Annotated in this window: 16 protein-coding genes; 7 read left to right on the top strand and 9 right to left on the bottom strand. The window is 35.5% G+C overall.

Annotated elements, in window-relative coordinates; translation table 11 throughout:
- Positions 1-18: 18 nt before the first annotated feature.
- The 6 genes from V7P73_RS12870 to V7P73_RS12845 form a co-directional block, all read right to left on the bottom strand.
- Positions 19-750, bottom strand: coding sequence for an SIMPL domain-containing protein (locus V7P73_RS12870; protein WP_333854298.1), 732 nt, complete (start codon positions 748-750; stop codon positions 19-21).
- 161 nt (positions 751-911) lie between these two features.
- Entirely contained in the window at positions 912-1,274 is a 363-nt protein-coding gene (gene folB, locus V7P73_RS12865) for a dihydroneopterin aldolase (RefSeq protein WP_333854297.1), read from the bottom strand.
- Positions 1,275-1,321: 47 nt separating this feature from the next.
- The gene (gene nadA, locus V7P73_RS12860) at positions 1,322-2,338 is read right to left on the bottom strand and encodes a quinolinate synthase NadA (RefSeq protein ID WP_333854296.1); all 1,017 of its coding nucleotides are present in this window, start codon (positions 2,336-2,338) and stop codon (positions 1,322-1,324) included.
- A gap of 16 nt (positions 2,339-2,354) precedes the next feature.
- The gene (gene gmk / locus V7P73_RS12855; RefSeq protein WP_333854295.1) at positions 2,355-2,921 is read right to left on the bottom strand and encodes a guanylate kinase; all 567 of its coding nucleotides are present in this window, start codon (positions 2,919-2,921) and stop codon (positions 2,355-2,357) included.
- Positions 2,922-2,931: 10 nt separating this feature from the next.
- Complete coding sequence (locus V7P73_RS12850; RefSeq protein WP_333854293.1) at positions 2,932-3,525, bottom strand: hypothetical protein; 594 nt, start codon at positions 3,523-3,525, stop codon at positions 2,932-2,934.
- Between the two features lie 19 nt (positions 3,526-3,544).
- Positions 3,545-4,402, bottom strand: coding sequence for a YicC/YloC family endoribonuclease (locus tag V7P73_RS12845; protein WP_333854292.1), 858 nt, complete (start codon positions 4,400-4,402; stop codon positions 3,545-3,547).
- A 123-nt stretch (positions 4,403-4,525) separates the two neighbouring features.
- Between V7P73_RS12845 and lpxK the strand changes: the two genes are divergently transcribed.
- From lpxK to V7P73_RS12820, 5 genes are all read left to right on the top strand, one after another.
- The gene (lpxK, locus tag V7P73_RS12840; protein ID WP_333854290.1) at positions 4,526-5,551 is read left to right on the top strand and encodes a tetraacyldisaccharide 4'-kinase; all 1,026 of its coding nucleotides are present in this window, start codon (positions 4,526-4,528) and stop codon (positions 5,549-5,551) included.
- Positions 5,535-6,347, top strand: coding sequence for a purine-nucleoside phosphorylase (locus V7P73_RS12835; protein ID WP_089770981.1), 813 nt, complete (start codon positions 5,535-5,537; stop codon positions 6,345-6,347). The genes lpxK and V7P73_RS12835 overlap by 17 nt, the downstream gene beginning before the upstream one ends.
- A 102-nt stretch (positions 6,348-6,449) precedes the next feature.
- Positions 6,450-6,965, top strand: coding sequence for a TlpA family protein disulfide reductase (locus V7P73_RS12830; protein ID WP_333854289.1), 516 nt, complete (start codon positions 6,450-6,452; stop codon positions 6,963-6,965).
- Positions 6,966-7,015: 50 nt separating this feature from the next.
- Entirely contained in the window at positions 7,016-8,104 is a 1,089-nt protein-coding gene (gene dinB, locus V7P73_RS12825; RefSeq protein WP_333854288.1) for a DNA polymerase IV, read from the top strand.
- Positions 8,105-8,502: 398 nt separating this feature from the next.
- Positions 8,503-9,972, top strand: a complete 1,470-nt coding sequence (locus V7P73_RS12820; RefSeq protein WP_333854287.1) for an alpha-amylase — start codon at positions 8,503-8,505, stop codon at positions 9,970-9,972.
- Positions 9,973-10,056: 84 nt separating this feature from the next.
- Here V7P73_RS12820 and deoC read toward each other — a convergent pair whose 3' ends face one another.
- Both deoC and V7P73_RS12810 read right to left on the bottom strand, forming a co-directional pair.
- On the bottom strand, positions 10,057-10,803 hold the full coding sequence (gene deoC / locus V7P73_RS12815; protein WP_442896973.1) for a deoxyribose-phosphate aldolase: 747 nt from the start codon (positions 10,801-10,803) through the stop codon (positions 10,057-10,059).
- A 59-nt stretch (positions 10,804-10,862) separates the two neighbouring features.
- Entirely contained in the window at positions 10,863-11,333 is a 471-nt protein-coding gene (locus V7P73_RS12810) for an Lrp/AsnC ligand binding domain-containing protein (protein WP_333854283.1), read from the bottom strand.
- A 412-nt stretch (positions 11,334-11,745) separates the two neighbouring features.
- Between V7P73_RS12810 and V7P73_RS12805 the strand changes: the two genes are divergently transcribed.
- A complete protein-coding gene (locus V7P73_RS12805) occupies positions 11,746-14,565 on the top strand; it encodes an alpha-amylase family glycosyl hydrolase (RefSeq protein WP_333854281.1) in 2,820 nt (939 codons plus the stop codon).
- A gap of 61 nt (positions 14,566-14,626) precedes the next feature.
- Here the strand turns inward: V7P73_RS12805 and V7P73_RS12800 are convergent, their stop codons facing one another.
- Entirely contained in the window at positions 14,627-15,157 is a 531-nt protein-coding gene (locus tag V7P73_RS12800; protein WP_333854279.1) for an SRPBCC family protein, read from the bottom strand.
- A 381-nt stretch (positions 15,158-15,538) separates the two neighbouring features.
- Here V7P73_RS12800 and V7P73_RS12795 point away from each other — a divergent pair, with 381 nt between their 5' ends.
- The gene (locus V7P73_RS12795; protein WP_333854278.1) at positions 15,539-17,593 is read left to right on the top strand and encodes a M3 family metallopeptidase; all 2,055 of its coding nucleotides are present in this window, start codon (positions 15,539-15,541) and stop codon (positions 17,591-17,593) included.
- The last annotated feature ends 40 nt before the right edge of the window (positions 17,594-17,633 follow it).

Raw genomic sequence — 17,633 nt, 5'->3', positions numbered from 1 at the left:
AATATTTGCTCCTTTACTTTAATCGACCTCGTATTCGAGTTTTATGGTAATGCTTGCTTCTTTATCTTTGGAAGTCGTATTATAAGTTCCTCCATAAGAATAATCTTCATTTGAATTAGGAGCCGTAATTTGAATCACGCCCATTGTTGCTTTCTTCAAATTTCCAAGACTGCTACCTGCATTTTCAGCAATTTTTTCTGCACGTTCTTTTGCATCTTTAGTAGCGTTGGCTATCATTTCTTGTTTTACATCAGACAGTTTTGTGTAGAAATATTGTGGTGAAGAAGATGTGAATTCGATTCCACGATTGATGATTTCCGTGATATTTCTGGAGATATTTTCAATCTTTGCAACTTCTTTGGATTTTATGGAAACACTTTGAGTCAGATTATAACCTGCAAATTCACCTTGCTGATAATTCCCACTAGAATCTGTAAAACTTCTGAACTGTTTCTGAATATCTACAGCTGAAAAAATCATTTCGTTTTCCTTCACACCTTTTGATTTCAAGTACTGAGAAATTACTTGTCGGTCAACTGCTAAAGCATCATAAGCAGCTTTCAGCTCAAAACTATTTTTGGAAAAACTTCCCGACCAGGAAATTAAATCGGAAGTAAAGGTTTTGGAACCTAGTCCTGTTACAGAAACTGTATTTTCTGATTTGTTTCTGTTTTTCACAGCATTTCCAAGCAGAGCTGCAGCAATAATAAATCCTAAAGCAGCAATTCCTACTGCAATATAATTCTTCATAAAATTTTGTACTTGAGTTCTGGGAATCAAACTTAATACCAAATTTTAAGACTTCATTATCGTTCTTATTATAAACTCTTCAAGAACCTAAGAGTGACAATTTTAAAACAGTGATATTGTCTTAAGAAGTGTCGGGCTGAGGCTATCAAAGCCTTTTCAAATTATTTAATTTCTTTTTCAAACTCCAGACTAACACCATTCATCTCGCCGCGCATTGGTGGTTTGGTCTTGGTCAATTTGATTTTTATAAAAGTAATCTGTGGAAATGCTTTTTCTATTCTTTGAATAATTCTACCAATTACATGTTCCAACAGCTCGGAACGTATGGCCATTTGCTGATGAATAATATCGTTAATCTCGGCATAATTAATAGTATCATTAAGATCATCAGACTCAGAAGCTTTTTCCAGGTCTGCATGAAATTCTGCATTAATGATATAATTGTTTCCAATCAAAGCTTCTTCTGGCAAAACACCGTGATAAGCATAGATTTTTATGTCTTCTAAAATGATTTTTGATTTCATTTGCTAAAAATAAAAAACCTCATCTATTAAGACAAGGTTTTTAAATTTTATTTGATGCTTTTGGAAAGTTCCAGCATTGCTTCGATTGGCTTGAGTGCTTTTAGGCGAATGTCCTCATCCATCGTGATTTCTGGAAGTTCGTACTTCATACACAGATAGAGTTTTTCCAGCGTGTTTCTCTTCATAAAGAAACATTCTGAACAATTGCAGCTCTCGTCAAAAACCAAAGCCGGAATCAGAGATTTGTGTGGTGCACGTTTTCTCATCTCGTGAAGAATCCCTTCTTCCGTTGCGATAATGAACTGCTGACAATCGTCCTGCTCAACATAATTCAAAAGTGCTGAAGTGGAACCGATGAAATGTGCTAGTTCTAAAACTGGGGTTTCGCTTTCTGGATGAGCAATCAATTTTGCATTGGGGTGGTCTGCCAATTGTTGCGCAATTCTTTCCATAGAAAACGCCTCGTGCACGATGCAACTTCCGTCCCAAAGAATCATATCTCGACCCGTTTTCTTACTCAAATATCTTCCCAAATTTTTATCTGGTGCGAAAATAATTGGTCGGTCTTTTGGCAAAGCCTCAATGATTTGCTCAGCATTGGAACTTGTCACGATAATATCAGAAGCCGCTTTGGTTTCCGCATTACAGTTGATGTAAGTTGCTACCAAAGCATTTGGATATTGCTCACGCATCTTGTTAAGACCGTCTGCGGAACAACCGTCTGCTAAAGAACAGCCAGCCAAAGTATCTGGAAGAACTACTTTTTTGGTTGGATTAAGGATTTTCGCCGCTTCTGCCATAAAGTGAACGCCACAAAAAGCAATCATATCGGCATCGGTTTCCTTCGCCTGTCTTGCTAACTGTAAAGAATCACCAAGAAAATCTGCGATATCCTGTATAGGACCTGGCTGATAATAATGCGCTAAAATAACGGCATTTTTTTCTTTTTTAAGATTGTGAATTGCTTTCACAAGGTCATCGCCTGTCGGAATTGCAAATTCTTTGAGGTCAAGAAAACCTTTTACAGGCATATTATTGATGGCAATGTCTAATGTATTTTCCATTACGTGCTTTCAGATTTTATTCGTTGATAAAGTTATTGATTATTTTCTCGACTTCCGCTTTTGCAGTGTCCAAATCTGTATTCACAATAATTTTATCGAAGTGTTTTTGATAAGTCATTTCTTCGCCTGCTTTTTCCACTCTGGTTTTGATGGTTTCTGCGCAGTCGGTATTTCTTTTTATCAATCTCTGTTCCAACTCGGCAATGCTTGGAGGCATTACAAAAATTGACAATGCTTTGTCTCCGAAAATCTCTTTCAGTCGGATTCCACCTTTTACATCCACATCAAAAATCACAACTTTTCCTTCTTGCCAGATTCTTTCGACTTCGGATTTCAGAGTTCCATAATATTTGTCCGTATAAACTTCCTCGAATTCTACAAATCCATCTTCTGAGATTTTAGCTCTGAATTCTTCCGGTGTCAAAAAATAATAATCTTGTCCGTTTTTTTCCTCGCCTCGCTGTTGTCTTGTAGTTGCCGAAATTGAAAAACTTAGTTGTGGAACTACAGAAAGCCCGTGTTTTACTAGCGTTGTTTTTCCACTTCCGGATGGTGCGGAGAATATGATAACTTTTTCTTTCAAAATTTGATTTTTAAAATTCTATATTAAATTCTTTTCTGATGTATTTTAGAATATCTACGAAATCATTGAGTTCATCAATCTCTGGGAATTTATTTAAATATGACTCCGGATTACTATAATGAAATTCATTTTGTTGCTTTCCTGATTGATATTTTACAGAATAACCAGTTCCATCTAAAATTCCACTTATCTTTTTTAATACAACAAATTCTTTTTCATCTTCATCAAATATAACTTCGCTCTTTTCTTTTTTATATTGAAAAAATTCCTCTTTTGGAAGATATTTTATATTTCTAGCCTCAAAATTCTCAAAAATTTCCTCCATCGATTTTTCAGATTTCAGAATTGTAATTTTGGGTTTTATTAATTCAAATTCATCTGTGCTGAGTTCTTTTGGTAAAAACCACTGAATTAAATTCGCTTTCCAAATTTTATCTTCTTTATAAATTCTGAAAACAAAACCGCTATTTGTAATTCCTCTGTCTTTATAAATTCTGATTTCAGTTTCTTTCAATTCAGTAGGAATATTGGCAAGAGAATCTACATTTTGTGATTTTACAATCGCAAAAAAGAATATCAATAAAAACTTAATCGAAAAATTCATAAGTTTCTAAAATACATTTCTAAAGAACATTCAGCGTTTGCTCCTTGATTTTTTCCAAATCATCCTTCATCTCAACCACTAATTTCTGAATCTCAGAATGATTAGCTTTTGAGCCCAAAGTATTGATTTCTCTTCCCATTTCCTGAGCAATAAAACCAAGCTTCTTTCCATTGAAATCTTCGTTCTTCATTACTTCAAGATAATATTTGATATGTTGGGAAAGACGAACTTTTTCTTCTGAAATATCTAATTTTTCAACAAAATAAACCATCTCTTGATAATATCTTGTTTCATCTACATTCTCAAAATTCTTAAGCGCCGTTTGATATCTATCTTTAATAGGCTGGATTCTTTCTTCTTCGTATTGTGCAACCTGACTTAAGTTATATTCGATATTCTGAACGATTTTCTCAATTTCTTCAGCTAAATTATTTCCTTCTGTTTGACGGAATTCTATAAATCTGGCAACGGATTCTTGAACAACTTCCAGAAGCGCTTTCCACTCATCTTCTTCCAAGTCAGAATTTTTAGTTGATAAAACATCTGGCATTCTAACTGCCATTTTCAGATATTCAAATTCTGGTGCGTCAGAAGCAACTGATCTCAATTGCTCGATATAATTCTTGACAACAACTTGGTTGATTTTCACTTCATTACTATCTTCCAAACTTTCGCAGTTGATGTAGCAATCTACTTTTCCACGAAGGATTTTATCATTCAAAAATTTCCTAATATCGAATTCTTTCTCTTTAAATCTAAGCGGTATTTTAACATTCAAATCAAAATTTTTGCTGTTCAGCGATTTGATGTCAACAGTTATTTTTGTTCCTTGATAAACAGTTTCGGCTCTCCCAAAACCTGTCATAGATAATATCATACGATTCTATATAAGAGTGCAAAGATAAGGTTTTCAAATAATCATTGGAAAGTTTAAATTTTTAACATAGTCAATAATCAATTACTTGGTATTAAAAACTTAAAAAGTGTATTTTTGCCTCATATGAAAAGATGGTATCTCTACCCTTTTTCCTTGGGTTATCATTTGGGAACTTCTATTAGAAACCGAATGTATGATTGGGGAATTTTTTCTTCTACGAAATTCAGAACACCAATAATTGGTGTCGGAAACTTGTCGGTTGGTGGTAGCGGAAAATCACCAATGGTAATGTATTTGGCAGAATATCTGTCCAAATTTTACAGAACAGGCGTGCTTTCTCGAGGTTACGGACGTGTGACAAAAGGTTATGCCATTGTGAACTACGACAGCAATTATAAACTGGTTGGCGATGAACCGATGCAGTTGTTTGAGCGTTTTCGTAATCGTTTCGTCATTGGCGTTTGTGAAGACCGTGTTTACGGCGCAAAAAAAATCATCGAAGATATGGATCTTGATGTTCTTCTTCTGGATGACAGTTTTCAGCATCGTGCGATAAAGCCGGGGATGAATCTTCTTTTGACAGATTACAATGATCCTTATTTCAAAGATTTCATTTTACCAGCTGGTGATCTTCGTGAAAGCAGACACGGCATGAGTCGTGCGAATGTAATAATGGTCACAAAATGTCCGGATGATTTGACTGAAGAGAAAAAGCAATATTACATTTCCAGAATCAGACCTCAGCATTATCAGAAAGTATTTTTTTCATCCATTTCTTATGATGAAAATATTCTTGGAATTGATAAAATGATGCCTGTGAAAAATCTGGACTATTATGATGTTTTGTTGATTACCGGAATTGCAAATCCTTCTCAGCTCCTGAAAGAAATTTCGAAGTACAATAAAAAAATTAAACATCTTCAGTTCAAAGACCATCATAATTTTACGGATGATGACATCAAAAATATTACGGCTGAGTATAAAAAATTGGGTGAATATAAAGTCATTCTAACAACTGAGAAAGATTATGTCCGCCTGAAAACATTTGATTATCTTCGAAATAAAATCTATTATTGGCCCATCAATGTGGAGATAGACAAACCGGAAGAGTTCAACAATATCATTCAAAACTATGTTAGAAAAGTTTAAAGAAACAGCAGAATTCATCAAAAACATTATCGGGGAAACTCCTGATTTTGCTATAGTTTTGGGTTCTGGTCTTGGAAAACTTCAGCACGAGGTGGAGGCAATTCATACTTTAGATTACAAAGACATTCCAAACTTTCCCCAAACTACAGTTGTTGGTCACGGCGGAAAACTGATTTACGGAATTCTTGAAGGCAAAAAAGTTTTGATGATGAGCGGAAGATTTCATTATTATGAAGGTCATTCTATGGAAACTGTTACTTTTCCGTTTCGAGTTTTTCACTTGTTGGGAATCAAGAATTTGATTTTGTCTAATGCTTGTGGAGGTGTAAATCCAAACTTCAAAGTAGCTGACATTATGGTATTGACAGATCATATCAATATGATGCCGGAACATCCGTTGAGAGGTAAAAACATTGATGAATTAGGCCCCCGTTTTGTTGATATGAGTGAGCCTTACAATCGAAAAATGATTGAATTGGCTAAAAACATTGCCGTTCAAGAAAAAATAGATTTAAAAGAAGGTGTCTATGTCGCATTATCAGGTCCAACTTTTGAAACACCTGCCGAATATGGAATGGTAAAAGCCATTGGCGGAGATGCTGTTGGAATGAGCACCGTTCCTGAAGTTATTGTTGCAAAGCATCAAGGTATGGATTGTTTCTGTCTTTCCATCATTACAGATTTAGGAGGACCAGATATTTCCTTTGCTGTTTCTCACGAAGAGGTTTTGGAAGCTGCCAACAAAGCAATGCCGAATGTTATCAAAATTGTAAAAGGTTTGGTAAAGAATTACTGATTGTTATTCAAAATATTAATCATTAAGACAGCTTTTTTGAGTTGTCTTTTTTATTTGTATTAATATATTAATGATTAACTTCGTTCTTCAAAAATTAAAAAAATGAAGAGGATATTAGTTTACATCTTATTATTTGTTTTCCAATTGGGCTTTTCTCAGGAAGTTCCAAAAGTTCTGAAAACCCAATTTTCCAAAGAAGCGCTCGCTCAAAAGTTACAGGATGAAAATGGGAAAGATACTTCCATAAAAGATATTTTGCATCAACACAAAGGGAAAGTTTTGATTCTAGATTTCTGGGCTGGCTGGTGCAGAGATTGTCTGAAAGCCTTTCCAAAAGCCAAAGAATTAGAAGCTCAAAATCCAAAAATCGATTTTGTTTTCCTTTCATTGGAACGATCAAAAGAAGGTTTTGATAAAAGTTTGGAACGGTTTGAGATGAAGGATAAAGAAAACTATTGGTTTTCATCCGGCTGGAAAAACGATTTCAACAATTATATTGACCTCAACTGGATTCCGAGATATATTGTGGTAGACCAAAAATCTAATATTGCAAAATACTATGCGATTTCTCCTGACGACCCAGAAATCCAATCTACAATCGATAAGCTGATAAAATAACAATTTACAATCCCGAAAATTTCGGGATTTTTTTTGCCTAAATTTGTTTTATGCAATCGCAACGCAAAATAATCCACGTAGATATGGACGCATTTTACGCTTCTGTAGAGCAACTCGACAATGCGGGTTTGCGTGGAAAAGCTATTGCAGTTGGTGGTGGACATCGTGGCGTGGTTGCAGCTGCAAGCTACGAGGCTAGGAAATTTGGCGTTCGTTCTGCGATGCCAAGTAAAACAGCCAAAGAGAAATGCCCGCATCTCATCTTTGTCCCTCCCCGATTTGCTCGATACAAAGAAATTTCCAGCAAAATCAGAACCATTTTTCACGAGTATACCGACCTAGTAGAACCTCTTTCTTTGGACGAAGCGTATCTGGATGTCACTGAAAATAAAAAAGGAATCGAGTCCGCTAATGATATCGCCAAAGAAATCCGAAAACGAATATTTGAAGAAACAGGCCTGACCGCTTCTGCCGGAATTTCCGTGAATAAATTTCTAGCAAAAGTCGCTTCTGACATCAATAAACCAAACGGGCAGAAAACAATCCATCCCACAAAAATTGATGCGTTTCTGGAAAATCTTCCGATTGAGAAATTCTACGGCGTTGGGAAAGTGACAGCAAATCGAATGCACACACTTCACATTTTCAAAGGTTCTGACTTGAAAGCGAAATCTCTGGATGAATTGGAAAAGCTTTTCGGAAAATCCGGAAGGTATTATTACAATGTTGTACGCGGAATTCATAACGGCGAAGTAAAACCCAACCGAATCCAAAAAAGTGTGGCGGTCGAAAGAACCTTTTGGGATGACATTAATGAAGATGAGGAAATCGAGCAAAAACTAAAATCCCTAAGTCTGGAACTAGAAGAACGTCTAAGCAAAAGAGAAATCAAAGGTAAAACCTTAACTCTTAAAATTAAATACAAAGATTTTGCACTTTACACCAGAAGCAAAACTCAGGATTTCTATTTCGAAAATGCTGAAAAATTCTACACTACAGCGAGACAACTTTGGGAACTCAGACCTTATGACAAAGCCATAAGATTACTTGGCTTATCATTATCCAACCTCAACACAGAAGAGAAAAAACAGGTTTCTGTACAATTAAGAATTCCTTTTGAGGAATTTGATAATGATTAATTTGAATGATTTATATTCATCAGCGAGTCTTTTTCATTCTTCATCGAGTGTTTTATACTCGTTTTTGAATCTTTTACACTGGAATTTGAGTCTTTTACACTCAACATCGAATCTTTTTGCCTTGACAACGAGCCTTTTTGATTCATCATCGAGTCTATTTGCCTGGAATTTGAGACTTTTAGACTTGAAATCCACCCTTTTTGGTTCATTATCAAGCCTTTTAGGTTGAAGAACCACCCTTTTTGCCTCGTTCTTGAACCTCTTAGCTTGGAAAACGAACTTTTTTGCCTGGTTTTGATTCTTTTTAATTTCTCTTGAGTATTTTCAAAATCTCATTGGCTTAATATTTTCATAGAACGAAATATCAAATCAAACAATCTGAAAAAATCTACAATCTTATGAACGGGACTATGATTCAGTTTTTCCATTGGTATACTGATGGTAATTCTTTCCTTTGGAACCACACCAAAGATTCAGCAAAATATCTTTCTGATTTAGGAATCACGGCGGTCTGGCTTCCGCCTGCATACAAGAGTACAAACGGTGGCTACTCTGTTGGCTATGATGCTTACGACGTTTTTGACTTAGGCGAATTTGACCAAAAAGGAACGACTGTTACAAAATATGGTTCAAAGGACGAATATCTTGGCGCCATCAAATCTTTGAAAGAAAAAAATATCCAGGTCATTGTAGATGTCGTTCTTAATCATAAAGCTGGTGGCGATGAGCTGGAGAAATTCAATGTTGTAAAAGTGGATGAGGAAGACCGTAACAAAGATATTTCTGATGTTTTTGAAATTGAATCTTATACTAAATTCACGTTCCCGGGACGAGGTGATACTTACTCTAATTTCAAATGGGATTTCACTTGTTTCTCAGGTGTAGATTATGCAGAAGGACGGGAAAAAGGAATTTTCAGAATCATTACCGAACACGGCGAAGGCTGGGATGATATCATTACGGATGAAAAAGGAAATTATGATTTTTTGATGTACAATGATATAGAACATCGCAACCCTTTCGTGCGCGAAGAACTGAATCATTGGGGAAAATGGTATTATGATTTAACGGATTTTGACGGTGTGAGACTGGATGCTGTTAAACATATTTCGCCAGATTTTTATAAAGAATGGTTAACGCTTCTGCGCTCCAACTCAGGGAAAAATATTTTTGCTGTTGGAGAATATTGGGCACCGGGAGAATTGCCACTTTTGGAGGCTTACATAGATTCCACCGAAGGTTGTATGAGTTTGTTTGATTCTTCTTTGCATCACAATCTGCATAATGCATCCAAAAATCCGGATTATGATTTGAGAGAAATTTTTAATGAAACACTTGTTGCTTCTCATCCTGATAAAGCAGTAACCGTTGTTGACAATCACGACACACAACCGCTGCAGGCTTTGGAAGCTCCAGTAGAAACTTGGTTCAAACCGATTGCTTATGCTTTGATTTTGCTTAGAAAAGATGGTTATCCTTGTGTTTTTTATCCAGATTTATACGGCGCGAGCTACAAAGACCAAGGAAAAGACGGCAACGAATATGAAATCTTCCTCGACAAAGTGGATGCGATTGAAGAGCTCATCAAAGCCAGAAAATATTTTGCTTACGGCGAACAAAGAGATTATTTTGATGATGCGCATTGTATTGGTTGGACTCGCGAAGGAGATGATGAACACTCTGGTTGTGCGGTTGTTTTGAGTAACAAGGATGTGAATCATAAATCTATGGAAATAGGAAAACGATATGCGGGAAAAACATTTTATGATTTCACCGGACATCTTGAGGATAAAATTACAATTGATAAAAATGGTTGGGCAAATTTCCCTTGTCCTGCTGGGAATGTGAGTATTTGGGTTGCAGAATAGAAGTCTTATTGGTAAAAAAAAATAAACTCTCCCAACAATGATATGTTGGGAGAGTTTTTATTAATTTTCTTTTTGTTGAAATTCTTAGTAACCAGCACTTACTCCGCCTCCGCCCAAAAGTGCTTTGGCTGATGAAGTTCCGATTCTTTGGATTCCCATTGTAATCATTTTTTCTGCATCAGCTGGAGTTTTCACACCACCAGCAGCTTTCACAGGAAGTTTTCCGGCATTATCAAGCATAATTTTCACACCTTCAAAAGTGGCACCATTTGGTTTCCCACCTTCGGTTACATAAAATCCTGTTGATGATTTTACAAAGATTCTAGAGAAATCTTTCTCTTCAAAATTTTCTTGTGCCCAAGTCCAGATATTAGCAGTTAAATCTGCAATCTGAGCATCTGAAAGTGCTGCGATTTCTATAATCCACTTTACAGTTTTACCGAAATCTAAACCTAATTTAGTTCCTTCAACAAATTCTTTTCTAACCAAATCTAAATCTCCTGCCTTGAAAGCTTCATAATTGATAACATAATCCAACTCATCTACGCCATCCAGAACAGCTTGATTGGCTTGTTTCAATTTATCTTCTACAGAATAAGTTCCCTCGTGAAAACCAATAACTGTTCCCACCAAAACTTCAGAATTTTTCGAAACTAAATAATCTTTGATAAGCTTCACATAGTTGGGACGAATCATTACCTCTTTGAAGTTGTAAGCAATCGCCTCGTCCGTCAATTCTTTAACTTTTTCAAAAGTCTGTTCTTCTGTCAACCCAGATTGCTCTGGCGTTTTCAGGTATGTTGAGTCTAAATATTGATTGATTTCCATAATTACAAAAATAAAAAAAGGATACAAATAATTTGTATCCTTTCGTGATTATATAAAATTTTTTAAACTTTCAACTGTCTGCTGATGCTTTGCTCCAAAGAAAGAATTGTTTCAGTTCTTGTCACGCCTTTCAGCTTTTGGATTTTGTTAAGAATCTGCATCAAGTGATCGTTATCTTTACAAAGTACTTTTAGGAAAATGGTATAATTTCCTGTTGTGTAATGTGCTTCTACCACTTCGTTTACCAAGTTAAGATTCTTGATAGCGTCTTGATAATGACTTGGTTGCTCTAAGAAAACGCCGATGTATGAAACAACTTTATACCCAATTTTTCTAGGATTAAGAAAAGAAATAGAATTTTCTATTACTCCAGCTTGTTCCAATTTTTTGATCCTTTGGTGAACTGCAGTTGTAGAAATGCCTACATGTTTGGAAATGTGTGCAAGAGAAGTTTTAGCATTGTCCATTAACATATAAATAATTTCTTTGTCTACTCCGTCCAAATGATAACCGGTTTCAGGTACACTCTTCATAATTTTTAATTATTAATTTTATTTGCAATTTAAAACAAACATTTAATTAATCAAAACAAATAACCAATATTAAGGTTTGATGGTAAATTTAAAATTTGTATTTAATCAAATTAAATGTTCATTATTTTTTACGATGTCCGTAAATTTATAGAAATTTATACGAACTATAAAATTATATTGTTGATTATTTTACAAAAAAACACAAATATCATTTAAACCAACAATTACATCAAATATTTATACAATGTTGATTTTTTGGTTAAACTAAATATAATAAAAAAGATTAGTATCAAATAAAATAAAAACAACAACTATCTAATTTACAATTGTTTACAGTTATAATTTCATTAAAAATAAAAATATATAATGTGAATTAAAAATTGATATATTTATCACTTAATATATAGACCTTATGAAATTTTTTTACAATCTGATCGCAATTTTCATTGCGATTACAAGTTTTGCGCAAACGCAGACTGTGACTTCTTCTATCAGTCCTCCGACTTTTAACGAAGACGAATCGATTACCATAACTTTTAATGGAAGTAGTATTAACGAGTCCACTTGGGGCGTTACCAACAATGCACTATATCTTTGGGCTTGGTCCTACGACAGCAACGATACCACCAGCCAAGACTGTCCAACCAACGGAACTTGGGATTCATCCAATGAGTCCAACAGGTTAACTTACAATTCTGGAACAGATACATACACAATCACATTTGTTCCTAGAACTTTTTATAACAGAACAGGAATCGGAAGAATTGGTTTTCTTTTAAAAACTAAAACTGGAAACGGACAATCTCAGGATATCTATTCGGAAGTTGGAAGATTTCAATTTACAGGTACTACTCCGCAGAATGGAAGTGTCAACTTTGTAGCATCTGGAAGTAACTTCCCTATTACTTACAGCACTTCTCTGCCTGCTAATTATGTTGTAAAATCTAATGGCAATACCATCTACACAGCTAATAATGTATCAACTATTACCACTTCTCCAAGCATTACTTCTGACAACAATATAGAAGTTTCTGCGACAGCATCTGGAACAACTTTAACTTCTAATTTTGTAGTTTCTCCTACTCCAGCATCTCAGTCGGCTGCAATGCCTTCTTATATGAGACAAGGTATCACTTACGATCCAAATAACCCTACAAAAGTTGGCTTGGCTTTGTACGCACCTCTTAAGAGTTATGTTCACGTAATTGGGAGTTTCAACAATTGGCAGATTTCTTCTAATTACATTATGAAAAGAGATATCAATAATACTGATCTTTTTTGGATAGAAATTACAGGATTGACTCCTCAGCAAGTTTACACGTTCCAATATAGAACTAATGACGGCGTGAAAGTGGCCGATCCGTATTCAACTTTGGTATTATCTCCAGATGATGATCCTTGGATTTCTTCAAGTACATATCCTAATTTACCAGCTTATCCTGCCGGACAACAATATGACGTTTCTGTAATTCAGACAGGAAAACCTGCTTACAACTGGACAGTAACCAATTTCCAAAAGCCAGCTAAACAAAATCTAATTGTTTACGAAGCTTTGGTAAGAGACTTTACCGCACAGCAAAACTGGCAGTCTATGATTGACAAAATCCCTTACATCAAAGGATTAAATGTCAACGCAATCGAGTTGATGCCAGTAATGGAATTTGATGGAAATAATTCTTGGGGATACAACCCAGGGTTCCATTTAGCATTAGATAAAGCTTATGGAACTCCAGAAAAATTCAAAGAGTTTATTGATAAATGCCACCAAAACGGGATTGCTGTAATTCTGGATGTTGCGCTTAATCACGCTTCAGGAAGATCGCCGTTGGAAAGACTTTGGTCAACAAGTACAACTGGTGGTTATGGAGATGTAGCAGCGAACAATCCATATTTCAATCAAGTTGCAAAACACGCTTATAGTGTTTTCTACGATTTCAATCATTCAAAACCTGAAACGAGATATTATGTAAACAGAGTTTTGGAACATTGGATTAAGGAATATAAAATTGATGGATTTCGTTGGGATCTTACAAAGGGATTTACTCAAAACTGTACCGCTTCTGACGAAGCTTGTACTGGAGCTTACCAACAAGATAGGGTTGATGTCTTAAAACTATATTCAGATTATCAATGGTCATACGATCCAACTTCTTACATTATATTCGAGCATTTGGGAACAGATACAGAAGAACAGCAATGGGCAAATTATAGAATAAATGAAGGAAAAGGTGTAATGATGTGGGACAATCTAGTTGGAGCTTACAATCAAAATACAATGGGTTATGATTCTGAAAGCAACTTCAACAGAGTTGATTTCGAAAACCATACTTTTTCTGAAAGAAGAAACGTCAGCTATGGTGAAAGTCACGACGAAGAAAGACTAATGTTCAAAAACTTAGCTTACGGAAACACCAACGGCTCTTACAATGTTAAAGACTTGAATACAGCTCTTGATAGACAAAAAGCATTTGGCGCAGTTTTCTTTACGGTTCCTGGTCCTAAAATGATCTGGCAGTTTGGAGAACTTGGTTACGATTTCAGTATCAATAGATGTGAGGATGGGACAATTAGTAATGACTGTAGAACATCTCCAAAACCCGTAGCTTTTACACTAGGTTACGATACAGATGCGAATAGAAAAGCTATTTACGATACTTGGGCAAAAATCTTGGCAATCAGGTTATCAAGTCAGGTTTTTGACACAACAACTTTCACTGTAGAATCTGGAAATCTTTTACCTAGAATCTATGTTTGGAATGATGCATTACCTTCTAGTTCATTGAAAAATGTGGTTGTAGTTGCCAACTTTACAACAGCTGCGCAAACCGTAACACCAAACTTCCCTTATGCTGGAACTTGGTATAATTTGATGGATAACACTTCTATGTCTGCAAGTGCTTCTACAACAGTTACACTTCAGCCAGGAGAATTCAGAATTTTTGGTAATCAAAGAACTTTAGCAACTGACGAAACTAAAATTGATGCTAACAAAACATCATTGCAAATCACTCAAAATCCAGCGACTGACGGATTATTGAAAATCAGATATAACAAAGCTAAAAACGGACAAATCAACATCTATGACCTCAACGGAAAACTTGTAAACACTTTCGGATTGAAATCTGCTAAAGGAGACGAAACATTCTCTGTCAACAGAATTACTTCCGGAACTTACTTAGTTCAGTTAAAATCTGATGAAGGTTTGGCAGTTTCTAAACTAATCATCAAATAACAAAATAAATTTTCAAATCAAATGAAATCGCCTCGAACATTCGAGGCGATTTTTGTTTTCATTATTTTTCTGCAAGTTCTTTCAATTTCCCAAGACCTTCCGAGAATGATTTGTTCATTTGCCAAGTCATCATCGGTTTCATTGGTTTGAAAAGCGTTTCAATTTCATAATCAATATTCCAAGTCACTTTTGTTCCAGAACCTTCAGATGTCAAAAGCAAGTCTGAAGTCGCATTGTCATCCATCGGTTTGATAAAATGCATTTTCGTTGCAACTTTCTCATTTGGAACAATCGCCGTGATTTCTTGTTCGCCTTCGCCCACATCATCATTTCCTTTCCAAGTGTAGCCGTCACCAACTTCGCCAGCGTTTCCTTTGTAAGTTACAACCAGATTCGGATCGTATTTCATCCAAGGATTCCAAGTGTTGAAAGCTTTCATCGAGTTTACATTTTGCCACACTTTTTCTTTCGGAGCATTGATAACTAGAGATTGTTCGTTATGACATTTGCTGTCAAAAAACAACATTGCAATCACGCAATAAGCAATGAAAATCGCCAAAATAACGCCTATAATTTTCAAAAATTTCTTCATAATAGTTAGTTTTAAGTTGGAAACAAATCTAAATCAATTTTAAATAAAAACCACCTCAGCTGCTAGAAAATTTATTAGGGCGCCTTTATCTGTCTTCCGCTCCCAAACCTAACGAAGTGGTTCGACGAAGTCAATCTTTTTTGCAGACAATTTCAAGTTAAATAGAACTCGACAACAAGCAAAAAAGGATTTCCGCTCAAGCCAGGACGCAATTTTGTCATACTTTCAACTTTAGGTATTAAATTTGTGATTTCAACAAAATAAGAAAAGGGCTTCGAGAACCTCAGCCTGACATTGCTAAAAAACAATTAGTATTAGAAATGTCACTCTGAGCGAAGTCGAAGAGTCTCAAATTAAATAGTAAAAATTCAAATCGAAAAAATGAATCCACTTTTAGAAAAATTCAATACAAAATATACTTCATCGCCTTTTCAGGAAATCAAAGAAGAGCATTATCTTCCCGCTTTTCAGGAATTAATCAAAACTTCCGAAAAAGAAATTGATGACATCACCAACAATCCAGAAGCTCCAACTTTTGAAAACATAATCGAAGCAATGGCTTTCTCTGGAGAACGATTGGACAGAGTTTCCAACATTTTCTTCAACCTGAATTCTGCTGAAACCAATGACGAGATTCAGAAAATCGCTCAGGAAGTTTCGCCACTTTTGACAGAATTTTCTTCCAAAATTTCTCAAAACGAAAAACTATTCGAAAGAATCAAAAGCGTTTACGACCAAAAAGACAGTTTGTCATTGAACGAAGAACAGCAAACTTTACTCAACGAAACTTACAAAGGTTTCGTAAGAAGCGGTGCATTATTAAGTGAAGAAGACAAAAAGAAACTGGAGAAAATCAATATGGATTTGTCTATCAAATCACTTCAGTTCGGGCAAAATGCTCTGGCTTCAACCAACGCTTATTTCAAACACATTATTGACAAAGAAGAATTGAAAGGAATTCCTGAAGCAATCCTTCAACAATACGAGGAAGATGCGAAGGAAAAAGGTTTGGAAGGTTATGTGATTACCCTTCAATATCCAAGCTATCTTCCGGCAATGACTTATGCAGAAAATCGTGAATTGAGAAAAGAATTGGCTTTGGCTAATGGAAAAAAATCGTTTGACGGTGGAGAATTCGATAATCAAAATCTCATCAAAGAAATCGTAAAACTTCGTCAGCAAAAAGCAGAATTGTTGAGTTATAAAAATTATGCAGATTTTGTTCTGGAAGAAAGAATGGCGCAATCGCCGGCAAAAGTTTTCGAATTTTTGAATGAACTTCTTGAAAAAGCAACACCTTACGCCCAAAAAGAAATCGAAGAATTAAAATCTTTGGCAAAAGCTGACGGAATTGATGATATCCAAAGTTATGACCATACTTTCTACGCAGAAAAATTACGCAAACAGAAATTCGATATTGATGATGAAGAACTGAAACCCTATTTCCCGTTGGAAAAAGTTCAGGAAGCTGTTTTTGGATTAGCCGGAAAATTATTCGGATTAGAGTTTAAAGAAATTACTGATGTTCAGAAATATCATCAGGATGTGAAAACTTATGAAGTGTTGGAAGTTAGAAGTCAGAAGACGGAAGAAAGCGATTCGCTGGAAACTTCCGACTATAAAGCTTTGCTCTACGCAGATTATCATCCTAGAAAAGGTAAACGTGCCGGCGCTTGGATGACGAGTTATAAAAATCAATATAAAAAAGACGGCGAAAATTCTCGTCCGCATATATCGGTTGTTTGCAACTTCACAAAACCGACAAAAGACACACCAAGTTTGTTGACTTTCCAAGAAGTAACAACATTGTTCCACGAGTTTGGACACGCGCTACACGGCATTTTGGCAGACACACAATATCCGAATCTTTCCGGAACTTCGGTTAAATGGGATTTTGTGGAACTACCTTCTCAGTTTTTGGAAAACTATTGCTACGAACCAGAGTTTCTGAAAACCTTTGCAAAACATTATCGAACCGGAGAAATTCTTCCAACCAAAAAAATTGAGAAATTATCACAAAGTAAATCTTTTATGGAAGGTTATCAGACTTTGAGACAGCTTGGCTTCGGATTGTTGGATATGGCTTATCATACAAAATCTGACAAAGTTGCCGACATTAAAACGTTTGAAACAGAAGAAACCAAAGCAACCAATCTATATCCAAGCAATCCAGAAACTGCGGCAAGTCCAAGTTTCTCACATATTTTCCAAGGCGGATATTCGGCGGGTTATTATTCTTACAAATGGGCGGAAGTTTTGGATGCAGATGCGTTCCAATATTTCAAAGAAAATGGCATTTTCAATCCGGAAATTGCTGCAAAATATAAAATTCTTCTTTCCTCTGGCGGAACCAAAAATCCAATGGAATTATACAAAAACTTCCGTGGCAGAGAACCAAAAGTGGAAAGTCTTTTGAAAAGAGCTTTTGGAGAATAAAATTAATAGACACGAGATACAAGAATCAAGATTTAAGACT

This window comes from Epilithonimonas sp. (genome assembly GCF_036780765.1).
In the GTDB taxonomy this organism is placed as follows: Bacteria; Bacteroidota; Bacteroidia; order Flavobacteriales; family Weeksellaceae; genus Epilithonimonas.
This window is presented reverse-complemented; position numbering and strand designations above follow the sequence as displayed.